The 23,192-nt window shown below is 69.6% G+C and carries 15 protein-coding genes; 6 read left to right on the top strand and 9 right to left on the bottom strand.

The genetic code is table 11. The features are described 5' to 3' along the window. The first annotated feature begins 105 nt into the window (after nucleotides 1–105). A complete protein-coding gene (locus tag OG293_RS09285; RefSeq protein WP_405998288.1) occupies nucleotides 106–1,443 on the top strand; it encodes a hypothetical protein in 1,338 nt (445 codons plus the stop codon). A 179-nt stretch (nucleotides 1,444–1,622) separates the two neighbouring features. Next, on the top strand, nucleotides 1,623–2,831 hold the full coding sequence (locus OG293_RS09280; RefSeq protein ID WP_405998287.1) for a S8 family peptidase: 1,209 nt from the start codon (nucleotides 1,623–1,625) through the stop codon (nucleotides 2,829–2,831). A gap of 86 nt (nucleotides 2,832–2,917) precedes the next feature. Here OG293_RS09280 and OG293_RS09275 read toward each other — a convergent pair whose 3' ends face one another. Continuing rightward, nucleotides 2,918–3,535 carry a YceI family protein gene (locus OG293_RS09275; protein ID WP_405998286.1) on the bottom strand — a complete coding sequence of 206 codons (618 nt, stop codon included), beginning with the start codon at nucleotides 3,533–3,535 and terminating at the stop codon, nucleotides 2,918–2,920. Between the two features lie 373 nt (nucleotides 3,536–3,908). Between OG293_RS09275 and OG293_RS09270 the strand changes: the two genes are divergently transcribed. From OG293_RS09270 to OG293_RS09255, 4 genes are all read left to right on the top strand, one after another. After that, nucleotides 3,909–7,829, top strand: coding sequence for an endo-alpha-N-acetylgalactosaminidase family protein (locus OG293_RS09270; protein ID WP_405998285.1), 3,921 nt, complete (start codon nucleotides 3,909–3,911; stop codon nucleotides 7,827–7,829). Between the two features lie 150 nt (nucleotides 7,830–7,979). Then, the gene (locus OG293_RS09265) at nucleotides 7,980–10,346 is read left to right on the top strand and encodes a polysaccharide lyase 8 family protein (RefSeq protein ID WP_405998284.1); all 2,367 of its coding nucleotides are present in this window, start codon (nucleotides 7,980–7,982) and stop codon (nucleotides 10,344–10,346) included. 154 nt (nucleotides 10,347–10,500) lie between these two features. Next, nucleotides 10,501–12,084 (top strand): acyl-CoA carboxylase subunit beta, encoded by a 1,584-nt coding sequence (locus OG293_RS09260; protein WP_405998283.1) that lies wholly within the window; start codon nucleotides 10,501–10,503, stop codon nucleotides 12,082–12,084. A gap of 28 nt (nucleotides 12,085–12,112) precedes the next feature. After that, the gene (locus tag OG293_RS09255; protein WP_405998282.1) at nucleotides 12,113–12,319 is read left to right on the top strand and encodes an acyl-CoA carboxylase subunit epsilon; all 207 of its coding nucleotides are present in this window, start codon (nucleotides 12,113–12,115) and stop codon (nucleotides 12,317–12,319) included. 297 nt (nucleotides 12,320–12,616) lie between these two features. On the opposite strand, the gene OG293_RS09250 is transcribed toward OG293_RS09255, so the two are convergent. The 8 genes from OG293_RS09250 to OG293_RS09215 all read right to left on the bottom strand — a co-directional run bounded on the left by OG293_RS09250 (nucleotide 12,617) and on the right by OG293_RS09215 (nucleotide 22,969). After that, on the bottom strand, nucleotides 12,617–13,198 hold the full coding sequence (locus OG293_RS09250) for an ATP/GTP-binding protein (RefSeq protein ID WP_050791473.1): 582 nt from the start codon (nucleotides 13,196–13,198) through the stop codon (nucleotides 12,617–12,619). After that, nucleotides 13,179–13,754 (bottom strand): DUF742 domain-containing protein, encoded by a 576-nt coding sequence (locus OG293_RS09245; RefSeq protein ID WP_405998281.1) that lies wholly within the window; start codon nucleotides 13,752–13,754, stop codon nucleotides 13,179–13,181. The genes OG293_RS09250 and OG293_RS09245 overlap by 20 nt, the downstream gene beginning before the upstream one ends. 96 nt (nucleotides 13,755–13,850) lie before the next feature. Next, nucleotides 13,851–14,264 (bottom strand): roadblock/LC7 domain-containing protein, encoded by a 414-nt coding sequence (locus OG293_RS09240; RefSeq protein ID WP_406003546.1) that lies wholly within the window; start codon nucleotides 14,262–14,264, stop codon nucleotides 13,851–13,853. 10 nt (nucleotides 14,265–14,274) lie between these two features. Further along, nucleotides 14,275–17,508, bottom strand: coding sequence for a nitrate- and nitrite sensing domain-containing protein (locus OG293_RS09235; RefSeq protein ID WP_405998280.1), 3,234 nt, complete (start codon nucleotides 17,506–17,508; stop codon nucleotides 14,275–14,277). A gap of 350 nt (nucleotides 17,509–17,858) precedes the next feature. Continuing rightward, entirely contained in the window at nucleotides 17,859–18,440 is a 582-nt protein-coding gene (locus OG293_RS09230) for an ATP/GTP-binding protein (protein WP_137993156.1), read from the bottom strand. Then, a complete protein-coding gene (locus OG293_RS09225) occupies nucleotides 18,421–18,825 on the bottom strand; it encodes a DUF742 domain-containing protein (protein ID WP_405998279.1) in 405 nt (134 codons plus the stop codon). Before OG293_RS09225 ends, OG293_RS09230 begins: the two co-directional genes overlap by 20 nt. Nucleotides 18,826–18,952: 127 nt before the next feature. Beyond that, the gene (locus OG293_RS09220; protein ID WP_142214992.1) at nucleotides 18,953–19,366 is read right to left on the bottom strand and encodes a roadblock/LC7 domain-containing protein; all 414 of its coding nucleotides are present in this window, start codon (nucleotides 19,364–19,366) and stop codon (nucleotides 18,953–18,955) included. A gap of 9 nt (nucleotides 19,367–19,375) precedes the next feature. Continuing rightward, a complete protein-coding gene (locus tag OG293_RS09215; protein ID WP_405998278.1) occupies nucleotides 19,376–22,969 on the bottom strand; it encodes a nitrate- and nitrite sensing domain-containing protein in 3,594 nt (1,197 codons plus the stop codon). Between the last annotated feature and the right edge of the window lie 223 nt (nucleotides 22,970–23,192).

Genomic DNA, 23,192 nt, shown 5'->3' with positions numbered 1-23,192 from the left:
CCGGGCTGACGGCGGCGTCGGCGAAGTCGTTCGCGGGGCCGGGCACCTGGTACCCAGCGCCGCACACTTGTCCGGATTCGCCCGTATTCGGGTAGCGTCGAAGATATGAAGACCAGGCTGTTCACCGCACTGTCCGGTCTGCTGCTCGCGTTCTCGGCGACCGCCCTCGTGGCGGCGCCGGGCGCGCAGGCCGCCACCGGCCCCGAGGTCGCGGCCGAGGCCCTCAAGAAGAGCCCGGTCTATGTGGACCCGCGTGCTTCCGGTCAGCTCTCCGCCGCCGAAGCGAACGCCCTCACGAAGAAGATCAAGGATGCGGACAAGCCGGTCTTCGTGGCCGTCCTGCCGGCGGGCAAGGAGTTCCCGCCCGAATCGGTGCTACGCAATCTCCGTACCGAGACCGGTATTACCGGTCTGTACGCCATCCGCCTCTCAGACGGCTTCAACGCGGGCGCGGACCGCAGCGTCATGAGCCCGCAGGCGGTCCAGAACCTGGTCACGGCGGTCAAGACGCCCCCCGGCGCCGACGCGGCGACCGAATTGAACAACTTCGTCGACCAGGCCCTGCCCCAGGTGCGCGGCAGTGCCCCCGCGTCCTGGGGCGTGGGCTCCGACGAGGGCGTGAACACCGGCTCCCTGATCGTGCTCGGCGCGGTCGTGGTCGCGGGCGGCGCGGGCGCGTACACCCTCGTCCGCCGCAAGCGCATCAAGAAGGAAGAGGAGGAGCGGGCCGCACTCGACAAGCTCGGCGTGGTCGTCGACGAGGACATCACCGCGTTCGGTGAGGAGCTCGACCGGCTGGACTTCCACCCCTCGGAGAAGGGCGCGGACGACGCGATGCGCGCCGACTACGAGCGCGCGCTCGACTCGTACGACAAGGCCAAGTCGGAGATGGGAGCCGCGCAGCGTCCCGGCGACGTGCGCGGGGTCACCGAGGCCCTGGAGGAAGGCCGGTTCTCACTGGCGGTCCTGGACGCACGGCGTACGGGCAAGCCGGTCCCCGAGCGCCGGGCTCCCTGCTTCTTCGACCCGCGCCACGGTCCGTCCACGGCCGACATGACCTGGTCCCCGGCCGGCGGCAGCGCCCGTGAGGTCCCCGTCTGCGCGGCGGACGCGGTCCGGCTGGAGGCCGGCCAGGACCCGATGGCCCGCACGGTCGAGACGGAGAGCGGCCGCCGCCCGTACTGGGAGGCGGGACCGGCGTACGGCCCCTGGGCGGGCGGCTACTTCGGCGGCGGCCTGCTGCCCGGCCTGCTCGTGGGCACGGTGCTCGGCAGCATGCTCGCCAGCCCCGCGTACGCGGCCGACTACGGCGGTGGAGACTTCAGCGGCGGCGACTACTCCGGGGCCGACTTCAACTCCTCCGACTACGGAGGGGGCGACTGGGGCGGAGGCGGAGGATTCGACGGCGGTGGTGGCGGTTTTGACGGAGGCGGCGGCTTCTAGCCGGTCGGTCCGTCCCGCTCTAGCCGGTCGGTCCGTCCCGCCCGTAGGCGCTCGGCGACGCTGTTACGGGCTGGCGTACGGGTGCCACAGCGGGCGCACGGTCGAATTTGTGACCTAAAGTAGCGAATCAATACGCCCGGTAATTGCACATGATCGTCTTTCTGTGTTTGCTCCTGCCCATGCAAACCAGAACGAGGCTCAGAGCCTTCGCGGCCGCCGCCCTTACCGTCGCCCTGGTGACGGCCGGGCCGTTGTCCGCCTCCGCGCAGCCCACCCCCGCCGGCCCGGCGGACGGCGGCCGTGCGTCCCTCGCCCCGCTGTACCGCGTGTCGAACGCCGTGCCGGGCCGCTACATCGTGACCCTCAGCAAGAACATGAACACGGACTTGGCCGGCCAGATGGGGGTGAAGCCGCTCTTCACCTACAAGTCCGCGATGCGCGGCTTCGCCGCCATGCTCACCCCGGCCCAGCTGAAGTCGGTCCGGGCGACCCCCGGCGTCGAGGCCGTCGAGCAGGACGCCACGGTCAAGGCGACGGGATCCCCGGCTGCCGACCCCAGGGGCCCGGCCGCCTCCTGGGGCCTGGACCGGATCGATCAGCGCAATCTGCCGCTCGACGGGAATTTCACCGCCACCGGCAGCGGCCAGGGCGCGACCGCGTACATCCTCGACACCGGCATCGACTACGTCCACGCCGAGTTCGACGGACGGGCCACGTTCGGATTCGACGCCATCGGGGACGGGCAGGCCGGGAAGGACTGCGCGGGCCACGGCACGCATGTCGCGGGCACGGTCGGCGGGAAGACCTACGGCGTGGCGCGCAAGGTCTCCCTGGTCAGCGTCCGGGTGCTCAACTGTCAGGGCTCGGGCACCCTGTCCGGTGTGATCGCCGGACTGGACTGGGTGGCCGAGAACGCCGTGCAGCCCGCCGTCCTCAACGCATCCCTGGGTGGAGGCAGGTCCAACGCCCTGAACAACGCCGCCACCGCCCTCTCGGACAGCGGCGTCCTGCCGGTCGTCGCCGCGGGCAATGAGTCCTCGGACGCCTGCAACGTCTCGCCCGCATCGGCGAGCCGCGTGGTGACGGTCGCCGCGTCCAACCGCTTCGACGAGGAGACCGACTTCTCGAACTTCGGCGAGTGCGTCTCGCTCTACGCCCCGGGCGCCGACATCCTCTCCGCGAAGCTCGGCGGCGGAAGCGTCTCGCTGAACGGCACGTCCATGGCCTCTCCCCATGTCGCCGGTGTCGCGGCCCTCTACAAGGCGGCGCATCCGACGGCACTTCCGGAAGAGGTCGCCGGCTGGATCGACAGCGAGTCCACCAAGGACGTTCTGTCCAACATCAGCGTCGGCTCGCCCAACAAGCTTCTCTTCTCCGACGGTCTCTGAACCGTCCCACGCACGACCGAGCGCCCGCCCCGGCCGCGGGGACGGCAGGGCGGGCGCGCTCAGGGGGGCCCGCAGGTCGCTCGCTGTCAGGCGGCGGCCTTGATCGCGGAGATGTCGAAGGTCAGCCTGACCTTGTCGCTGACCATGACGCCGCCTGTCTCCAGCGCGGCGTTCCAGGTGAGGCCCCAGTCGGAGCGCAGGATCTCGGCGCTGCCCTCGAAGCCGACGCGCTCGTTGCCGTAGACGTCGGTGGCGGAGCCGTTGAACTCCAGGCCGATGGAGAGCGGGCGCGTGACGTCCTTGATCGTCAGGTCGCCGCTGATGCGGTACGCGTCGCCGCCGAGCTGCTCGGCACCCGTCGAGCGGAACGTCATCAGCGGGAACTGCTCGGCCTCGAAGAAGTCGCCGCTGCGCAGGTGAGCGTCGCGGTCGGCGATCCCGGTGTCGATGCTGGCGATCTTGACGTCGATCTCGGCGGTGGAGCGCTGGGGGTCCGTGCCATTGAGGCGCAGGCTTCCCGAGAACTCGCCGAACGAGCCGCGGACATTGGTCACCATGGCGTGACGGACGGTGAAGCCGATGCTGCTGTGAGCGGGGTCGATGCTGTAGTCGCCGGTCAGGGCGGCCAGCGCCGGGTCCACCTCGGCGACCGCGGTGGCGGTGGCGGTGGCGGTGGTGTCGGACTTGCGGTTGAAGAGACCCATGGCGCACTCCTTGGGGGACGTGGTGGCGTGTTGTTTAAGCTTCAACGACATTGACTGTAGATGCATTCCGTTCAAAGTTCAACATCTTCGCGAGAGGTTCACCCGGAGGGCGCCGCGGCGCTGGCGCACGCGCTGAGAACTCGGGCGCCATCTCCTGCTCCAGCCGCACGGCCGTCCCCCCGCGCCGCACGTCCTCACCGCACTGCACGGTCCTCAAATGGATGTGACTGAGAGTGCTCTCGGAAGCTCTGTCACTTCATAAGCCGGTGCCGGAGAAGGCGACTTGGACTAACGCGCGGCGGTTGTTGGACTGCTGCTCGCCCCGGCGCCCGAGTTCGTTGACGGTCACGAAGGCGGGGACTACTCAGTCCCCATGCCACGAAGAATCCGCGCGGCGTATGCGCTGGCCGCCACCTCATCCGCCGTGTTCGCCCTGACCGGGGCGGTGTTGCCGGACACCGCGTCCGCCGTTCCCGCCGCCCCGGCCGCATCCACCGCCTCCCGCGTCTCCACCGCATCCACCGCTTCCGGCGTCTCCACCGCATCCACCGTCCCCGATGACGGCGACGGCGCGGCCCCCGTCGTCATCGGCTCCTCCCGGCTCGCCGTCGCCGTCGCCCAGGACTTCCCGAGGGTGGTCTCGTACACCGACCGGGCGAGCGGCAGCGTGCTGCTCGGCAGTACGGCTCCGGTCACCGGCGTCACCCTCAACGGCATGCCCCGTGCCGTGCGGTTGAAGGCCGCGCCCGTCGTCACCGCGTCGAGTGCCACGTACACCCTGACCTTCCCCCAACTGCCCGGAGTCGAGATCGAGGCGACGATCGCCGTCTCGGCCCGTACCACCCTCTTCAAGGTCACCGCGGTCCGCGACAACGAGACCTTCCGTGTCTCCACGATCGACATTCCCGGCCATGACCTCGTCTCGGTCGGCAGCACGGAACCGGGCGCGGAGACGGCCTTCACCCGGATCGACCCCGACTCGACGCGGACGGCCGACGTCTTCGGAAAGGTGACCGACGGGACCGCCGCCGACAAGGCACCCGTCGGCGCCTCCTACGCCCTGGTCAACACCGGAGCCCTCGCCGCGGCCGTCGAGTCCAACTCCAGCTACGACAGGCCGAGCGGCGCGACCGGTGGCGACGACGCCCGCTTCTGGCACCAGGCGCGCAAGGCGGCGGACGGCAGCACCCGCGTGGGCGTCTGGTCGGGACAGTGGACCTACCGGGGCGACGGGGCAGCCCGGCCCGAGAGGGGAAGGAACCTCCCCTGGGCGAAGGTCGTCGTCACCCCCGACGCCAACGGCGACAAGAAGGTCGACTGGCAGGACGGCGCGGTCGCTTTCCGCTCGATCGGTATCAAGGCGCCGGGCAGCGAGCAGACGCCCGGCCGGGTGATCACCCATATCCCGTTCAACTTCGCCAGCCAGGCCACCCACCCCTTCCTGCGTACCCTGGACGACGTCAAACGGATCTCGCTCGCCACGGACGGGCTCGGCCAGCTGGCGCTGCTCAAGGGGTACGGGTCCGAGGGCCACGACTCGGCCCACCCCGACTACGGCGGCAACTACAACAAGCGGGCCGGTGGCCTGGGAGACCTCAACACCCTGCTGAAGCACGGCAGGAAGTGGGGCGCGACCTTCGGCGTGCATGTGAACGCCACCGAGTCGTACCCCGAGGCGAACCACTTCGACGAGAAGCTCGTCGACAAGTCCAGGCCCGGCTGGAACTGGCTGAACCAGAGCTACTACATCGACCAGCGGCGCGATATCAACAGCGGAAATCTGGCCCGCAGATTCCAGCAGCTCAGGAACGAGACCGACCGCAATCTCTCGTTCCTCTACATCGACGTGTATTACACGCACGGCTGGATCGCGGACAGGACGATGCAGGCCGTGCAGGCGCAGGGCTGGAACGTCGGCACCGAGTGGGCGGACAAGTTCGAGCACGCCTCGCTCTGGTCCCACTGGGCCAACGACCTGGATTACGGCGGGGCCACCAACAAGGGCCTCAACTCCCAGATCATCCGCTTCATCCGCAACGGCGAGAAGGACGTCTGGAACAACCACCCCGTCCTCGGCCAGACCGCTCTGGAGGACTTCGAGGGCTGGACCGGCGAGAGCGACTGGAACGCCTTCTACGCCAACGTCTGGCAGCGTGACCTGCCCGCCAAGTACCTCCAGCAGGAGAAGATCACCCGCTGGACGGGCAACGACCTGACGTTCACCGGCGGAGTGCGCGGCACGGTCGAGGAGGGCCGCCGCACCTTCTACAAGCACGGCCGCAAGGTCCTTGACGGTGACCGCTATCTGCTCCCCTGGGACGGCGGCGCGAAGCTGTACCACTACAACAAGACCGGCGGGACGAGCAGTTGGGCCGTAGCCGGGGCGTCCTCGTACACCGTCTACAAGCTCACCGACAACGGGCGGGTGAAGACGGGGACCGTCCGCCCGGTCGCCGGACGGATCGAGCTGAGGGCCGACGCCGGACAGCCGTACGTCCTCTACCCGGACCGCGCCCCCATGCCCAGGGACCCGCGGTGGGGCGAGGGCGGCCCGGTCGCCGACCCCGGTTTCAACGACACGGGCCTGGACGGCTGGTCCACGCGCGGCTCGGTCGCCCGGGACACCGACGACCACGGCCGCAACAGCGCCGCGCTCACCGGAAGGGCCGCCGCGTCGCTCTCCCAGCGGCCGGTCGGCCTCAGGCCCGGTGCCCGCTACACCGCGTCCGCCTGGATCGAGGTCGAGCCCGGTGCCACCCGCCGTACCACCCTCTCCATCGCCGGGAAGTCGGTCGCCGTCGAACGCTCCACGGCCAAGGACATGCTCGCCGCGTCCGACCGGCACGGCACCTTCTTCCAGCGCGCCAAGGTCACCTTCACCGCCCCGTACGGGCCCACGACCCTCAGGATCGAGGCGGCGAGGGGCAGCGCGGCGCGGGTGCGCGTCGATGACGTACGCATCGTCGCCAACGCGCCCGCGACCCGCCCGGGTGCGCTCGTGTATGACGACTTCGAAGCCGTCGACCAGGGGTGGGGGCCCTTCTTGAAGGGCGACGCGGGCGGTGTCACGGACCCCCGGACGCACATCAGCCGGCGGCACGCCCCGTACACCCAGGCCGGCTGGAACGGGAAGCTGATCGACGACGTGCTGGGCGGCGGGGAGTCCCTCAAGTCCCACGAGGAGAACACCGGTCTCGTCTACCGGACGGCTCCCTGGACCGTCCCCATGGTGAACGGCCGCAGCTACCGGGTGGAGTACGACTACCAGTCCAGCCACGCGGGCGCCTATGAGTGGGTGACCGGCTACGACCGGTTCGTCGGCGGCTCCGTGGAGACCCGCCGCACGCCCCTCGGACAGCAGCGCACCACGGGCCACTTCAGTCAGGCGGTCACCGCGGGCTGCGGCGACACATGGACCGGGCTGCGCAAGCGGGGCGACGCCCCGGACGGCGCGGACTTCGTCCTCGACGGATTCACCGTCACGGATCTGGGTCCGGCCGCCGAGCAGACGGCCTGCGGGACGCTGGGCGTCACGGCGGGCGAGACCCTGGAGCCCGGCAAGAAGAACGAGGTCACGGTCACCTTCACCCATGACGAGGTGAGCGCGGCCCGCGGGGTCACGCTCGGGCTGGGTCTGCCCGAGGGCTGGAGCGCCGAGCCCGTCGGACCGGTCGCCTTCGACGCGGTAGCACCCGGTGCGAAGGCGACCGGGACCTGGCAGGTGACTCCGCCGGCGGACGCCCCGTACCGGACGTACACGCTGAGTTCGACGGCCGCGTACACCGTGGGGGGTTCCGCGCGGACGCTGACGGCCGCCATCTCCGTACGCACCCTCCCGCCGCCGCCCACCGCGGACACCTGGGCCAGTGACGTCGACTGGACCTCGGCCGAGAACGGCTGGGGGCCGGTGGAGCGCGACGGCTCCAACGGCGAGACGGGCTCGGGCGACGGGAGCCCGCTGAAGATCGGGGGAGTGGTGTACACCAAGGGTCTCGGCACCCACGCGCCCGCCAAGGTCCGCTACCACCTGGGCGGGAGGTGCACCTCGTTCACGGCCGAGGTGGGCGTGGACGATGTCCAGACCTCGCGCGGCAGTGTGCGGTTCAGCGTGCTGGCCGACGGCGGGGAGAAGGCGGCGTCCCCGGTGCTGAGGGCGACCGACGCCGCATGGTCGCTGACGGCCGATGTCTCCGGAGCGGCATACGTCGACCTGGTCGTCGGTGACGGCGGCGACGGGAACGGCAACGATCACGCCGACTGGGGGAGTGCCCGCTTCCACTGCGGCGGTCGATGAGCTGCGCTTGCCCCTCGTGTGGAAGACGGAACCGGGGGGCAAGCGCTTTCCTCTCCCTGTGTCATGCCCATTGAAGGCACCGAGAGAGACGTGCTAGACCAACGGGCAGCCGGTCCACACCCCTTCCGCCCTTCCGTACCGGAGGCTCCTGTGGCACCCTCGTCCGCCTGGTCCCGCCGTTCGTTTCTTGCCACTGCCGGAGCAAGCGCTCTCGCGCTGCCTCTCGCCTCCCCGGCGCGTGCCGCCGTATCGGCCGATAGCGCGGCCGAGGACGAGTTCGAGAGCCTGCGACTGCGCTGGCTGGAGATCACCCTCGGCACCGGCTACGACCCGGCCGTCGAGCCCTACGCCTCCCGTCTCGCCGAGACCGGACGGCTCGCCGCCGCCTTCCGTGCCTCGATGGCACCGACCGCCACCAGCCTGTGGCCCGGCCACCCCTTCGACCCGCCCGCGGGCATCACCCAGAGCTACGCCCGGCTGTGGACCATGACCCAGGCGTACGCACAGCAGGGCACCGGCGTCACCGGCGACCCCGCGCTGCTCGCCGATGTCCTGCGCGGCCTCGACCACCTGGCCGCGACGGTCTACAACCCCTCCACCACTCGCTACGGCAACTGGTGGGAGTGGCAGATCGGCAGCCCCCGCCTCCTGATGGACATCGTCGCCGTCCTGGACGGCAGGCTCACCCGGGCACAACGGGACGCGGCCTTCGCCGCCGTCGACCACTTCGTACCGGACACCCTGCTCGGCGACTACAGCGGCACCTCCACCGGTGCCAACCGCGTCGACCTCTGTCGCTCCGTCACCCTGCGCGGCATCCTGGGCGGAGCCCCCGCCAAGATCGCACTCGCCCGGGACGCCCTCTCGCCCGTCTTCCCGTACGTCACCAAGGGCGACGGCCTCTACGCCGACGGGTCGTTCGTCCAGCACACCTGGGTCGCCTACTCCGGGACGTACGGACAGGTCATGCTCGACGGCCTCGGCCGCCTCTTCGCCCTGCTCGCGGATTCCAGCTGGGCCGTCACCGACCCGAACCGGCAGATCGTCCTCGACAGCGTCGAGCACGCGTACGCGCCCCTGATCTACGACGGCCTGATGATGGACAGCGTCAACGGCCGCGCCATCAGCCGGGGTTACCTCAAGGCCGACGAGCGCAGGATCATGCGCAGCGACCACTACCACGGACAGGCAGTGATCGCGGCGATCGCGCTGCTCGCCGACGGGGCCTCGGACGCCGAGCGGGAGCGCTGGCACGCCCGGATCAAGGGCTGGATCGAACGGGACACCACCACCCCCATCCTCACGGGCGGACAGTTCCAGGTGGCCGACCTCGCCCGGCTGCACGCGGTGGCCGCGGGACCGGTGACGGGTGCGCCCGAGCCGATCGGCCACCGGCTCTTCGCCTCCATGGACCGGGCCGTCCACCGCCGGCCCGGCTGGGCCGCCAACCTCGCCATGGCCTCGGAGCGGATCGCGTACTACGAGTGCGGAAACGGCGAGAACCCGCGCGGCTGGCACACCGGCGCCGGAATGCTCTCCTGGTGGACCCCCTCGAACGGCGGCCAGTACACCGACTGGTTCTGGCCCACCGTCGACTTCTACCGGCTGCCGGGAACCACCGTGTCGACCAAACGACTTGCCGACCGGGAAGGCGGTGAGTGGGGCGCGCCCAAGCCCGCGGCCACCTGGGTCGGCGGAGTGAGCGACGGCGAGTTCGCGGCCGTCGGCCAGCATCTGCTCGGCCTGGGCTCGACCCTGCGGGCCCGGAAGTCGTGGTTCTGCGTCGCGGACGCAGTGGTCTGCCTCGGCGCGGGCATCACCAGCACCGACGGCGTGCCCGTCGAGACGGTTGTCGACAACCGCTGTCTCGGCGCCGGAGGCACGAATGCTTTCACGACCGGGCAGGGCTGGGCGCACCTCGAAGGCCACGGCGGCTGGGTCTTTCCCCGCGGCACCCGGAGCCCCGACGGCACGGAGAGGCTGCGCGCCCTGCGCGAGGACCGGACCGGGGCGTGGGGCGACATCAACACCACCAGCACCACGGAGCGGGCTACCCGCCGGTACCAGACGCTCTGGCTCGATCACGGCATCGATCCCGTGGACGCCTCGTACGTCTATCTGCTGATGCCCGGTGCGAGCCGCCGCGCGGTCGCCGCCCGTGCGCGGGACCGGAAATGGCTGGAGATCATCGCCAACACCGCGTCCTGTCAGGCAGTCGCCATCCGCTCGCTGGGACTCACGGCGGCGAACTTCTGGCAGCCCGGTAGGGTGGGCCCGCTCACCGTGTCCGCGCCCGCGAGTGTCCTCATTCGGAGCAATCGACGCACAGCGACCGTCCAGATCAGTGAACCGTCACGCACGGGGTCGCCCGTGGAAATCGTCTGGCACCGTCCTGTGTGCAAGGTCAACAGCAAGGACTCCTCCGTCGAGGTGCTGTCCACGGGGCACGCGCTGCGGCTCCGCGTCAACGGCGGCATGGCCGGGGCGACCCTGCACTGTGAGGTGACTCTCAGCTGAAGGGCTTGTTGAAACTCAACAAAGCTTAGGTGCCCTGGGCTGGTACTTGGGCTGCAGTGCGCAATGGTTCTGTTGAGTGACGACAGCAGAAAGGGCCGGAGACTGTACGGAGTCGACGGGACGGTTTTCTTGTTCGGATCCGTAGGGTCGATGCATGACCGTTTTGGACGAGACCACCAGCGAGCCGAGTGACGCACGCGGACGCGTGGCCGAGCTGCACGCCCTGCGCGAGGAAGCCCATCGCGGCCCCAGTGAGCGGGCGACGCAGGCGCAGCATGCGAAGGGCAAGCTGACTGCTCGGGAGCGGATCGGGCTGCTGCTGGATGCGGGTTCGTTCCGGGAGGTCGAGCAGTTGCGGCGGCACCGGGCTTCCGGGTTCGGTCTGGAGGCGAAGAAGCCGTACACGGATGGTGTGATCACCGGCTGGGGCACGGTGGAGGGCCGTACGGTCTTTGTGTACGCGCATGATTTCCGGATCTTCGGTGGTGCGCTGGGTGAGGCCCATGCGACGAAGATCCATAAGATCATGGACATGGCGATTTCGGCGGGTGCGCCGCTGGTGTCGTTGAACGATGGTGCGGGTGCGCGGATCCAGGAGGGTGTCTCGGCCCTTGCGGGGTACGGCGGGATCTTCCAGCGGAACACGCGGGCGTCGGGTGTGATTCCGCAGATCAGTGTGATGCTGGGTCCGTGTGCGGGTGGTGCGGCCTACAGTCCGGCGCTGACGGACTTCGTGTTCATGGTCCGTGAGACCTCGCAGATGTTCATCACCGGTCCGGACGTCGTGAAGGCGGTCACCGGTGAGGAGATCACGCAGAACGGTCTCGGCGGTGCGGATGTGCACGCCGAGACCAGTGGTGTGGCGCACTTCGCGTACGACGACGAGGAGACCTGCATCGCCGAGGTGCGTTACCTGCTGGCGATGCTGCCGTCCAACAACCGTGAGAACCCCCCGACCGTCCAGGCCGAGGACCCGGCGGACCGCCGTTCCGACGTGCTCCTGGATCTGGTGCCGGCGGACGGCAACCGTCCGTACGACATGCACAAGGTGATCGAGGAGCTCGTCGATGACGGCGACTACCTCGAGATCCACGAGCGGTGGGCCCGCAACATCATCTGTGCCCTGGCCCGGCTCGACGGTCAGGTGGTCGGCATCGTCGCCAACCAGCCGCAGTCCCTGGCGGGTGTCCTGGACATCGAAGCCTCCGAGAAGGCCGCGCGCTTCGTGCAGATGTGCGACGCCTTCAACATCCCGATCATCACTCTTTTGGACGTCCCCGGTTTCCTGCCGGGTGTCGACCAGGAGCACGGTGGAATCATCCGGCACGGAGCGAAGCTGCTCTACGCGTACTGCAACGCGACCGTGCCCAGGATCTCGCTGATCCTGCGCAAGGCGTACGGCGGTGCCTACATCGTCATGGACTCGCAGTCCATCGGTGCGGACCTGACGTACGCGTGGCCGACCAACGAGATTGCGGTGATGGGCGCCGAGGGTGCCGCCAATGTCATCTTCCGCAGGCAGATCGCGGAGGCCGAGGACCCCGAGGCGATGCGGGTGCGCATGGTCAAGGAGTACAAGGCCGAGCTGATGCACCCGTACTACGCCGCGGAGCGCGGTCTGGTCGACGACGTCATCGACCCGTCCGAGACGCGTGAGGTGCTCATCCGCTCCCTCGCCATGCTCCGCACGAAGCACGCCGACCTGCCCTCCCGCAAGCACGGCAACCCCCCGCAGTAATCCTGCGAAGACTGGAGCCCGATCAGCCATGAGCACTCCTTCCGAGTCCTCCTCCCTGCTGCGCGTCGAGAAGGGTCACGCCGACCCCGAGGAACTGGCCGCGATCACCGCGGTTCTGCTCGCCCGCGCGGCCTCTCAGCCCGAGGCACCTGCCCACCGTGGCCGCACCACGGCCGGCTGGCGCCGTCTGGAGCGCCAGCGTGGCTTCCAGCCGTCGCACAGCTGGCAGGGCTGACTCCCAAGCGGTCCGAAGGGCCCCAGCGCTCCGTAGAGGGGTGCTGGGGCCCTTCGCTGTGCCCGGTGGCCCGGTGGCCCGGTGGCCCGGTGGCCCGGTGGCCCGGTGGCCCGGTGGCCCGGTGGCCCGAGGGGCCGAGGGACCGAGGTGGGGGCGACCCACCGACCGGGGTTCCGCCCCCGCCCGTATGGGCGTGCAGGCGTCACGCCCGGCACCACAGCAGAACGCCCTCGCGCTCCGTACAGGAGCGCGAGGGCGTTCTCGCGACAGGGCCAGGGACACGGCCCGCGGTACCGGCTACCGCAGGCGCGCCATAAGGGCGTGCTCGACCAGTGTGATCAGCGCGCTCTTCGCGTCCGCGCGGTGGCGGGCGTCGGTCGTGATGATCGGGGTGTCGGGGCCGATCTGCAGCGCTTCCCGTACCTCTTCGGGGTTGTACGGCTGGTGTCCGTCGAAGCCGTTGAGGGCGATGACGAATGGCAGACCGCTGTTCTCGAAGTAGTCGACCGCGGGGAAGCAGTCCGCGAGGCGGCGTGTGTCGACCAGGACGACGGCGCCGATGGCGCCGCGGACGAGGTCGTCCCACATGAACCAGAAGCGGTCCTGGCCCGGTGTACCGAAGAGGTACAGGATCAGGTCCTGGTCCAGGGTGATACGGCCGAAGTCCATGGCCACCGTGGTGGTGGTCTTGTCCCCGGTGTGGGTCAGGTCGTCGATGCCCGCGGACGCGCTGGTCATCACGGCTTCGGTACGCAGCGGGTTGATCTCCGAGACGGCGCCGACGAACGTGGTCTTGCCCACGCCGAAGCCGCCCGCCACCACGATCTTCGCGCTGGTGGTTGAGCGGGCTGCACCGCCGCTAGAGCTTGCGAAGTCCACTGAGCACCCTTTCGAGCAGTGTCACGGCTGGCTGGCCGCCGGCGGACTCGTCGCCGCCGGGCTGGTGAATGGCGACAAGTCCGGCCTCGGCCAGGTCGGCCACGAGGATCCGGGCAACGCCGAGGGGGATGGTGAGTAGTGCCGAGATCTCGGCGACCGACTTGATCTCGAAGCACAGCCGGCAGATCCGCTGGTGCTCGGGCAACTGCCCTTGCAGCCTGGACGGATCGGCCGTGGTGCTGACCAGTGCCTCGATGGCGAGCTGGTAGCGCGGCCGGGTACGGCCGCCGGTCATGGCATACGGACGCACCAGCGGGTTGTGCGTGCCCGACGCAGGTGCGGGCTCCGGCGCCCGCCGAGGCTGCACGGGCTGGATGCGCGGCTGCCGCGGCTGTCCGTACGAGGGGTCGTACGGCGACTGCGGCTGCTGGTACGGCTTGTTGGGCTGGTTGCCGTGTCTGCTCGGCGAGGAGGGAAAGTTGAAACGGTTCTGAGAGCGATCACCCGGCGATTGGTGAGCACCGTCGTACGGGCGTCCGCCCGGTGGTGTTGCCACGTTTCCTCCTCCGACTGCCGGTCGCCGGTCCATGTCCCTGTGGAGCCGCGCCACCGCACCCTATGGTGCAGTGGCGTGAAACGCACTGTCTGCCTGTCAGTTGAGAAGACTTCCCTGGAGCTCCGCACGGAGATCCGGAGTCAATACGCTGCCCGCACGGTCCACCAGCAGGGCCATCTCGTACCCCACGAGACCGATGTCGGCCTCCGGGTGCGCGAGTACGGCCAGCGAGGATCCGTCGGACACGGACATGATGAAGAGGAAGCCCCGCTCCATCTCCACCACGGTCTGGTAGACCGCGCCGCCTTCGAAGATCCTTGACGCTCCCGCGGTCAGTGAGGTCAGACCGGAGGCAACTGCCGCCAGCTGATCGGCTCGGTCCCTCGGGAAACCCTCGGACATCGCCAGCAGGAGTCCGTCGGCGGAGACCACCACGGTGTGGGACACCCCAGGGGTGTTGTCCACGAAGTTGGTGATCAACCAGTTCAGATTCTGCGCCGCCTGGCTCATCGGGCTCACACTAACGCTCCTGGTTGTAGGTACTGCCCGGGCCGAAGCCCAGTCCGTTCGTGTCCGTTCCCGCGTTGCGTCCCTGCTGGACACCGCGCCGCAGGTTGCTCAACCTGCCACGGACGTCCTCAGGGGCGCGGGAGACCTGGGGGCCGCCCTGTGGCGTCTGCTCCGCCGTGCCCTCGATCAGGTTGGCCTTGGGCACCCGCCGAGGAAGACCGGAGGAGGTGACTCCGCCCGCCTTCGGCTCACGGAGCTTCTCGGCCCGCTGCCAGCGCTGGTCGTTGGTCGAGCGCCAGTCCTCGGAGCCGGAGCCGTTGCTGCTGCCGTTGGTGCCGCTGTTGCCGGCGGCCTCGGGCTGGCTGCTCTGCGGAGCCTGCGGGGTGGCCGGGGTGGCCTGCTCTGCGGGCTGCTGCCACTGCTGCTGCGCCTCCTGCTGCGGCTGCTGGTTGCTGCCGCGCCGCGGCAGACCGGCGTTGGTCAGCGCGTGGCTGCTGCTCGGAGAAGGTCCCGGACGCTCGAAGCCTACGCGCTCGGGGGCGTTCGTGGGAGCACCGGGGTCGGATTCCGCTTCCGCTCCGTACTCCGGCTCGTACGCACTCTGGTACGCGCCTTGGTCCTGCCACTCTGCCTGGTGGGACTGGGTGTCAAACGGTCCGTCGTACTGCGGCTCGACGGTCTGCGGAGCTTGGTAGGCGGCTTCCGCATAAGCGCTGGAGCGGTCTTCCTGGGGCTCCTGGTACTCCTGGTGCTCCGGGTAGCCGTCGGGGCCCTGGAAGCCGTCGTACGCCTGCTGGTCCTGGGCGTACGCCTGCTCCTGGTACTCCTGGCCGTACTCGGCGGAGTACTGCTCCTGCTGCTCCTGCTGGTACTCCGTCTCGTCGCGGTAGAGCGGACGCTCTCCGTCCTGAGTCTGCGCCTCCAGCGCCGCACGGCGCTCGTCGCGTATCAGCGAGCGGCCCACGGGGTCGAGCTCCGTGGACCCGTCGCTCTCCTCGTAGCGCGAGTCGTCGAAGCCGAGCTCCGCGGCCGTACGCATCGCAGGGCTCTGCAGCTGCGGGGGCTCGTACCCCTGCTCCTCCTGCTCGGGAATGATCTGCGAGACCGTGAAGTCGTCCTGGGGGAGCACCTCGCCGCCACCGCCGTGCGTGATCGCGTCGGGCAGCATGACCAGCGAGGTGGTGCCGGCCTGCTCGCCCGAGGGGCGCAGCTGGACCCGGACCCCGTGCCGGTCGGCGAGGCGGCCGACCACGAACAGGCCCATGCGCTGCGAGACGGCGGCGTCCACCGTCGGCGGGTTGGCCAGCTTGTGGTTGATGTCGGCGAAGTCCTCGGCCGTCAGGCCGATGCCCTTGTCGTGGATCTCGATCATGACCCGGCCGTCGGGGAGACGGGTGGCCGTCACCCGGACCTTCGTCTGCGGCGAGGAGAACGTGGTGGCGTTCTCCAGGAGCTCGGCCAGCAGATGGACGAGGTCGGTCACGGCCTGGCCGTGGATGTCCGTCTCCGGGACGCCCGTCAGCTCGATGCGCTCGTACGACTCCACCTCGGAGGAGGCGGCGCGCAGTACGTCGACCAGGGGCACCGGCTGGTTCCAGCGGCGGCCCGGCTCCTCGCCGGCGAGGACCAGGAGGTTCTCGCCGTTGCGGCGCATACGGGTCGCCAGGTGGTCCAGCTTGAAGAGGTTCTCCAGCTGGTCCGGGTCGGCCTCGTTGTTCTCCAGATCGGTGATCAGGGTCAGCTGGCCCTCGATCAGCGACTGGTTGCGGCGCGACAGGTTGGTGAAGATCGCGTTGACGTTGCCACGGAGCATGGCCTGTTCGGCGGCGAGCCGGACGGCCTCGCGGTGGACCTGGTCGAAGGCCCGGGCGACTTCACCGATCTCGTCCCGGCTGTCGATCGGGATCGGCTGGACCCGGGTGTCGACGCGGCCCGGCTCGGTGCGCGAGAGCTGGTCGACCAGCATCGGCAGCCGCTGCTCGGCGATACCGAAGGCGGCGGTGCGCAGCTGGCGCATCGAACGGCTCATCTGTCGGGCCATGAGGCTGGCCAGGATGTAGGCGGTGAGCAGGGCGATGACGACGATGGCGCCGTTGGTGATGGCGTCGGCCTTGGCGTCGTCGGAGATCTGGACGGCCTCGGTCACGGCCTTGTCGACGAGGTCGTTCTCGATCTCGGTGTAGCCGTCGAACTTGGCGGTGGCCGCGCCCATCCAGGTCTGGGGCGTGACGTCGATCTTCTTGAGCTCCTTGGGGGGCAGACCCTGGCCGATCTTGCCGGCCATTCCCGTGAGGACCGAGCCGTCCTTGCTCCGCGGCGGATTGAGGTTCGCGGCCTTCAGCCGCTTCTCGCCCTCGGCCGCCTTGGCCGCCATGATCTGCTTGAGTTTCTCCGTGTCGGCCTGCGTGCCGCCGGAGACGTATTCGCCGATCGCGATCTGCTCGAGGTAGTTGTACGAGTTGAACGCGACCGTCTGCTTGGCGAGGATCGCCGGGTTCTCGCTCGGGCGGACCAGCAGGTGAATGCCGATCGAGCGCTGGAGCGAGGAAGCGGCCTTGGCCAGCTGGATCGCGTAGACGGTACGGCCGTAGCTGGTGATGTTGCCGGTGCCGAGGCCGAGCTCGTTGGAGAACTCCATCAGCGAGTGCTGGACCTTGACGTAGCCCTCTTCGGTGCCGACCGCGCCGTTGTCCTGGGATTCGACGGCCTTGGTGTAGGCGATCTTGCGGAGCTGGGTGAGGGTGGGCTCCTCGGAGCGGAAGAGGCTCAGACGGCGCTCCAGACCCTGCTTCCGGGGCAGGTCCTGGACGGCCAGATCGAACTTCTTCTTCGCGTCGTCCGTGGTGGCGTAGGCCTTCGTGACGACCGGGCTCTCACGGTCCGCCTCGGTCGTGGCGGCGAGCAGCGTCGCCGCGGTGAGGTCGCGCTCGTTGAGCAGTGCCTGGCCGTACTCCGAGGCGGCGCGGACGATCAGTGCCGTCTTCTCTGCGTCCTGCGCCTCGTTCCAGGTGTCGATGGAGGACTTCACCTGGAAGCCGCCCATGACCAGACCGACGAGCACGGGTATGAGCAGGATCGCGTTCAGACGGGTGGGCACCCGCCAGTTGCGCGGGGACATCCGGCTGGTGCTTCCGGTGGCCGGGGACGGACCGGGCGCATTCGCAGGCGACGCCGCTGTGCGCGGCGGCGGGGTGAAGTTGCCCCGGGCCTGCTGCTCTGCGGAGCTCGTCATGCTTCGCCTCACTCGACCAACAACCTCTCGGCGTCGGCACCTACGCTGTGCCGTGATTCGTTCAGAGCTCTACTACTCGGGAGTTCGTCGAATTCCAGCATGTCGAGCGGCCCCCTTCCAAACAGTTGGAATCAGCCATTCCGAGTGGTGCAGGCCTCAGATAAAACGGGCATAAAGAACGAGCCCCGTCAAATGGCGGGGCTAATGTCAGCGCAGTGGTACTGCGCGGATGCACCGGGTGTCCGAGGCACACTAATTCTCTGTCGAAACGTTATGAACACGGGGGCGGACCGTGTCAAAGGACACAGTCCGCCCACGCATAACTACGACAACTGCCGTATGTCGGCGTCTACTTGATCTATCTACTTCAGCCGTGCCATAAGGGCGTGCTCGACCAGTGTGATCAGCGCGCTCTTCGCGTCCGCGCGGTGGCGGGCGTCGGTCGTGATGATCGGAGCGTCCGGGCCGATCTGCAGCGCTTCCCGTACCTCTTCGGGGTTGTACGGCTGGTGTCCGTCGAAGCCGTTGAGGGCGATGACGAACGGCAGACCGCTGTTCTCGAAGTAGTCGACCGCGGGGAAGCAGTCCGCGAGGCGGCGTGTGTCGACCAGGACGACGGCGCCGATGGCGCCGCGGACGAGGTCGTCCCACATGAACCAGAAGCGGTCCTGGCCCGGTGTACCGAAGAGGTACAGGATCAGGTCCTGGTCCAGGGTGATACGGCCGAAGTCCATGGCCACCGTGGTGGTGGTCTTGTCCCCGGTGTGGGTCAGGTCGTCGATGCCCGCGGACGCGCTGGTCATCACGGCTTCGGTACGCAGCGGGTTGATCTCCGAGACGGCGCCGACGAACGTGGTCTTGCCCACGCCGAAGCCGCCCGCCACCACGATCTTCGCGCTGGTGGTTGAGCGGGCTGCACCGCCGCTAGAGCTTGCGAAGTCCACTGAGCACCCTTTCGAGCAGTGTCACATCCGGCGTGCCGCCGGCCTCTCCGTTGCCCGGCTGATGGATCGCCACCATGCCCGCCTCCGCCAGGTCGGCCACGAGGATCCGGGCAACCCCGAGTGGCATCGACAGCAGCGCGGACACCTCGGCCACCGACTTGACCTCACGGCACAGGTGGCAGATCCGCTGATGCTCGGGGAGCAGCCCGGCAAGCAGCGCCGGGTCGGCCGTGGTGCTGACCAGCGCCTCTATCGCTAGCTGGTAGCGCGGCCGGGTCCGTCCACCGGTCATGGCGTACGGACGGACCAGCGGCTGGTCGCCCTCTCCGTACGACGCGTCGACTGAGGCGCCGTACGGATCGTGAGAGGCGGGTGGCGGGGTCATGAATCCTCCGGGCGTGACAGCAAGTGGTCTGCGTGCCGTCTGATTGGAGCCGGTGGGGGGCCTGTGGGCGGCCTGACGGTCTCGGTGCGGTGGCGTGGGACCGAATCACCCACGTGGGGTGGGTGATTCAATGCAGCAGGCTTCCCTGGAGTTCCGCGCGCAGGTCCGGAGTGAGGACACTGCCCGCACGGTCCACCAGGAGAGCCATCTCGTAGCCGACGAGGCCGATATCGCACTCGGGGTGTGCGAGCACGGCCAGCGAGGACCCGTCGGATACGGACATGAGGAAGAGGAAACCGCGCTCCATCTCGACGACGGTCTGGCTGACCGGACCGCCTTCGAAGATCCGGGAGGCGCCCGCGGTCAGCGAGGTCAGCCCGGACGCCACCGCCGCCAGTTGGTCGGCGCGGTCGCGGGGGAATCCTTCGGACATTGCCAGCAGAAGACCGTCGGCGGAGACCACGACCGTGTGGGACACCCCAGGGGTGTTGTCCACAAAGTTGGTGATCAACCAGTTCAAGTTCTGCGCCGCCTGGCTCATCGGGCTCAACTAACGCTCCTGCTGGTGAGTGGGGCCGACGTTGAAGCTGCCGGTCGTCGAGCTGTTCTGCTGACGGCCCTGCTGAATACCACGACGGAGATTGGTCAGTCGGCCGCGTACGTCATCGGGCGCACGCGAAACCTGGGGTCCAGCCTGGTGGTTCTGCTCCTGTGCGGTACCCGGCACGAGGTTGGCTCGCGGGACCCGGCGGGGCAGACCGGAGGTGGTGACGCCGCCGGCCGCGGGCTTTCTGACCCGCTCGGCCTGACGCACCAACTCGTCATTGGGCGAGGTGCGCCAGTTGGCGCCACTCGTGTGGGACGCGTTGCCCGGGTTCGCCGGGGTCTGCGCGGGGGGGCGCTGCGGCATCGGCGGAGCGGGACGCTCCGTCGGCTGCTGCGGTACCGGGGACTGCTGGGACTGCTCCGGCTCCTGCGCAGGCTGACCGTTCTGCCCACGGAACCAGTTCGTCTCAAGCGTGTCGTACAGCGGGGTACGGCCGTCGCCGGGACCGGCCGGCGGGAGCGCCTCGGGCTGCGGCTGCGGGGGCAGCGCGTTCGCGGGGCGCGGGGAGCGGAAGCCGGCGTTGTCCTGACCACCGCGCGGGCGCAGGGCCTGCTGCGGGGAGGGCGGTTGCGGAGCCTGGAAGTCCGGACGCGCGAACTGCGCGGTGGACGCCGGGTCCGCGGAGCCGTTCAGGTCCGGACGGGCGAACTGGCCCGTGGACGAGGAATCCGGGTTGCCGAACACATCGGGCCGTACGAACGGGCCCGTGGAGCCGCCACCCTTGCCCCGGTCGCCGCCTCGCGGCGCGGGAGCGTCGTAGTCGGGCCGGGCGAACTCGGCCGTCGCACCGGGACCGCGCGTGATGTCGCTGTCCTCGTGTCCGCGCGGTGCGTCCGCGGGGCGCTGCGGTACGGCAGGCTGCTCGTTGCCCCAACTGGTGCTCTGGGCACGCTGAGGGCGCTGCGGCTCGTCGCGGCGGGGGCCGCCACCGGGCAGCTCAGCGCGCGGACCGCCCGACGGCGGCAGCTGCCGGCCGCGGTCGCCCGAGCCCGGAGCACTCTGCGGGAAGCCGTTCTGGCGGCTCTCGTTGCGGCCGGGGCCACCCTGTCCGCCGCGGCCGGCATTCGAGCCGAAGGCACCGCTGAGACCGCCGCCCTGGCCGGACTGGCGCGGAACACCCTCACGGCCGGGCAGCGCGGCACGCGCACCCGAGCCGACCTGGCCGCGCGGCGCACCGGCACCGGCGCCGAGCCGCCCGCCGGCGGGCGCGCCGCCGAGACCTGCGCCGGATCCGCCGCCGAGGCCGGGGCGGTTGCCGCCGCCGGCTCCACCGGGACCGCCGTTGCCGGGACGGCCGCCGAGTCCTGCGGGACCGCCCTGCGCGGGGGGAACCGCGCCCTGGCCGCCTCCACCGGGCATACCGGTCGAGGGCTTCGTGCCGCCGTGGGCGACATCGACGGGCAGCATGACCAGCGCGGTCGTGCCGCCGGAGTCGGAGGGACGCAGCTGGATACGGATGCCGTGCCGCAGGGACAGGCGGCCGACCACGAACAGACCCATGCGGCGCGAGACCGAGACATCCACGGTGGGCGGTGATGCCAGCCGCTCGTTGATCGCGGCCAGGTCCTCGGGGGAGAGGCCGATGCCGGTGTCGTGGATCTCGACCAGAACGCGGCCGTCGGGCAGCGCGTGACCGGTGACACGGACCTTGGTCTGCGGGGAGGAGAAGGAGGTCGCGTTCTCGAGCAGCTCGGCGAGGAGGTGCACGAGGTCGTTGACGACCCGGCCCGCGACCTCGGTCGTGGGGACCGAGGCGAGCTCGATGCGCTCGTACTGCTCCACCTCGGAGGCGGCGGCGCGGAGCACGTCGACCAGCGGGACCGGCCGGGTCCACCGGCGGCCCGGCTCCTCGCCCGCGAGGACGAGGAGGTTTTCGCCGTTCCGGCGCATACGGGTCGCGAGGTGGTCCAGCTTGAACAGCGAGGACAGCTGGTCCGGGTCGGCCTCGCGGGACTCCAGCTCGGAGATGAGCGAGAGCTGACGCTGGATAAGACCCTGGCTGCGCCGCGAGAGGTTGGTGAACATCGCGTTGACGTTGCCCCGCAGAAGGGCCTGCTCGGCGGCGAGGCGGACTGCCTCGCGGTGCACGTCGTCGAAGGCCGCGGCCACCTGGCCGATCTCGTCCCGGGAGTGCACACCGACCGATTCGACGGAGGTGTCGACGTCCTGCGGGTCGGACTCGGACAGCTGCTTGACGAGCTCGGGCAGCCGGTCCTGGGCGACCTTGGTCGCCGTGTCCTGGAGGCGGCGCAGCGAGCGGATCATGGAGCGGGCCACGACGAAGGCGCCGACGAGCGAGACGCCGAGGACGACAAGGATCAGGGCACCGTTGATGATCGCGTCGCGCTGCGACTGATCGCGCAGCTCACGGGCCTTGCTCTCCATCTGGCCGAGCAGTGTGGCCTCGATGGTCTTCATGGCCTGGATACGGACGGAGTAGTCGTCGGTCCAGTCCAGGTGCGAACGCTTTTCCTGGCTGGCCATGCCGTTCTTGTTGTCGAGAACGCGCTTGGCGTACTGCTCCGACGCCTCGATGGTCGGGTTGCCGTTATCCAGCGGGTCGGTCAGCTCCTCGGCGTTGTCGCCCGCCGACGAGTAGATCGCCCGGAAGGCCTTCAGCTCGGACTCGCCGTTCTCACGGGCGGCCTGGCCGTAGAGCCGGTCGTTCTCGGTGAGGCCGGGACCGTCCTTGTCGTCGGCACCGCCGGGGAGGGCGGCGGCGATGATCGCGCGCTGGACGGAGGCGTACTCCTTGGCGGCGGAGAAGGCCGCCAGAGCGCGGGTCCGCTTGATCATGTCCGGGTTGCTGGTCGCCTGGGCCATGTCCTGGGAGAGGCTCAGCAGGGAGCTGATCAGCCGGCTGTACTTGTCGACCGTCAGCGAGTGCGCGATGCCGGGGGCGTACGCCCCCTGACGGATGTCGTTGAGCCCGTTGACCTGGACGGCGATCTGGTTCGCGTTGGCGCGGATGCTCTCCAGCGCCTCGTCGGAGTCCGTGTTGGGGATGTCACGGGTCGCTTCGAGGAACGACTTGCGGGCGCGGTCGGTGGCGGACCGGGGGCCCGCGACCTTGAAGTCGGAGAAGTCGTTGGGCTTGTTGGACAGCGGACCGGCCGACAGGTCGCGCTCCGACTGGAGCGCCTGCGCCAGGTCGGTGGCCTGCTTGGTCATCTTGGTGAGCAGCTGCATGTGCTCCAGCTGCCGCATGTCGCCCATGGACTCGTTGATACGGAGTCCGCCCAGCGTGGTCGCGGCGACGACCGGGAGAGTCAGCAGCGAAACGAGTCGCGTGCTGATTCGCCAGTTGCGCAGGGCTATTCGCGACCCTGTGTCCGTCGGTCCCTTCGACTTCGGTGGGGCCTTGGGCCCGTCGCCCCGGGGTGCCACCGCGCCGGGGCGAGCGGTACGTGCACCGCTGTCGCCGGGCGCCGCCGGTCCCTGGTTTTGGGTGTGCTGGGGCGAGGAGCCGCGGTCGGTCCCGCCGCGCGGCTCCTGTTCCGCCGCAGCGCTGCCATCCCTCTTGAAACGTCCCTGCACTAGCGTCGCAACCTCTGGACCAGGCGTCCCTCCGCTTGCACGGCGGGACGGTGTCGGCGTCGTGGGACGCAGAACGCGTCCCATGGTGGTCGTTGAGCGACCGGCGCTTCCCCCCTTTCCCGCCGCATATCGGCGCTGCGTTGCGCCCTTGCGCGCCGGTCTGAAACCGCGGCGGTGCGTGGAATTCCAGCACAGTGCAGGATCTCCAACAAGAGCCACGTAC

The organism is Streptomyces sp. NBC_00829, assembly GCF_045161795.1.
Lineage (GTDB): Bacteria > Actinomycetota > Actinomycetes > Streptomycetales > Streptomycetaceae > Streptomyces.
Note: the sequence above shows the minus strand (reverse complement) of the source record. Positions and strands in the feature narration are given on the sequence as shown.

Excerpts from the sequence above, each read along its gene's own strand:
- OG293_RS09285 (WP_405998288.1), top strand. The coding sequence starts at position 106 with ATGAAGACCAGGCTGTTCACCGCACTGTCCGGTCTGCTGCTCGCGTTC.
- OG293_RS09280 (WP_405998287.1), top strand. The coding sequence starts at position 1,623 with ATGCAAACCAGAACGAGGCTCAGAGCCTTCGCGGCCGCCGCCCTTACC.
- OG293_RS09275 (WP_405998286.1), bottom strand. The coding sequence starts at position 3,535 with ATGGGTCTCTTCAACCGCAAGTCCGACACCACCGCCACCGCCACCGCC.
- OG293_RS09270 (WP_405998285.1), top strand. The coding sequence starts at position 3,909 with ATGCCACGAAGAATCCGCGCGGCGTATGCGCTGGCCGCCACCTCATCC.
- OG293_RS09260 (WP_405998283.1), top strand. The coding sequence starts at position 10,501 with ATGACCGTTTTGGACGAGACCACCAGCGAGCCGAGTGACGCACGCGGA.
- OG293_RS09255 (WP_405998282.1), top strand. The coding sequence starts at position 12,113 with ATGAGCACTCCTTCCGAGTCCTCCTCCCTGCTGCGCGTCGAGAAGGGT.
- OG293_RS09240 (WP_406003546.1), bottom strand. The coding sequence starts at position 14,264 with ATGAGCCAGGCGGCGCAGAATCTGAACTGGTTGATCACCAACTTCGTG.
- OG293_RS09225 (WP_405998279.1), bottom strand. The coding sequence starts at position 18,825 with ATGACCCCGCCACCCGCCTCTCACGATCCGTACGGCGCCTCAGTCGAC.
- OG293_RS09220 (WP_142214992.1), bottom strand. The coding sequence starts at position 19,366 with ATGAGCCAGGCGGCGCAGAACTTGAACTGGTTGATCACCAACTTTGTG.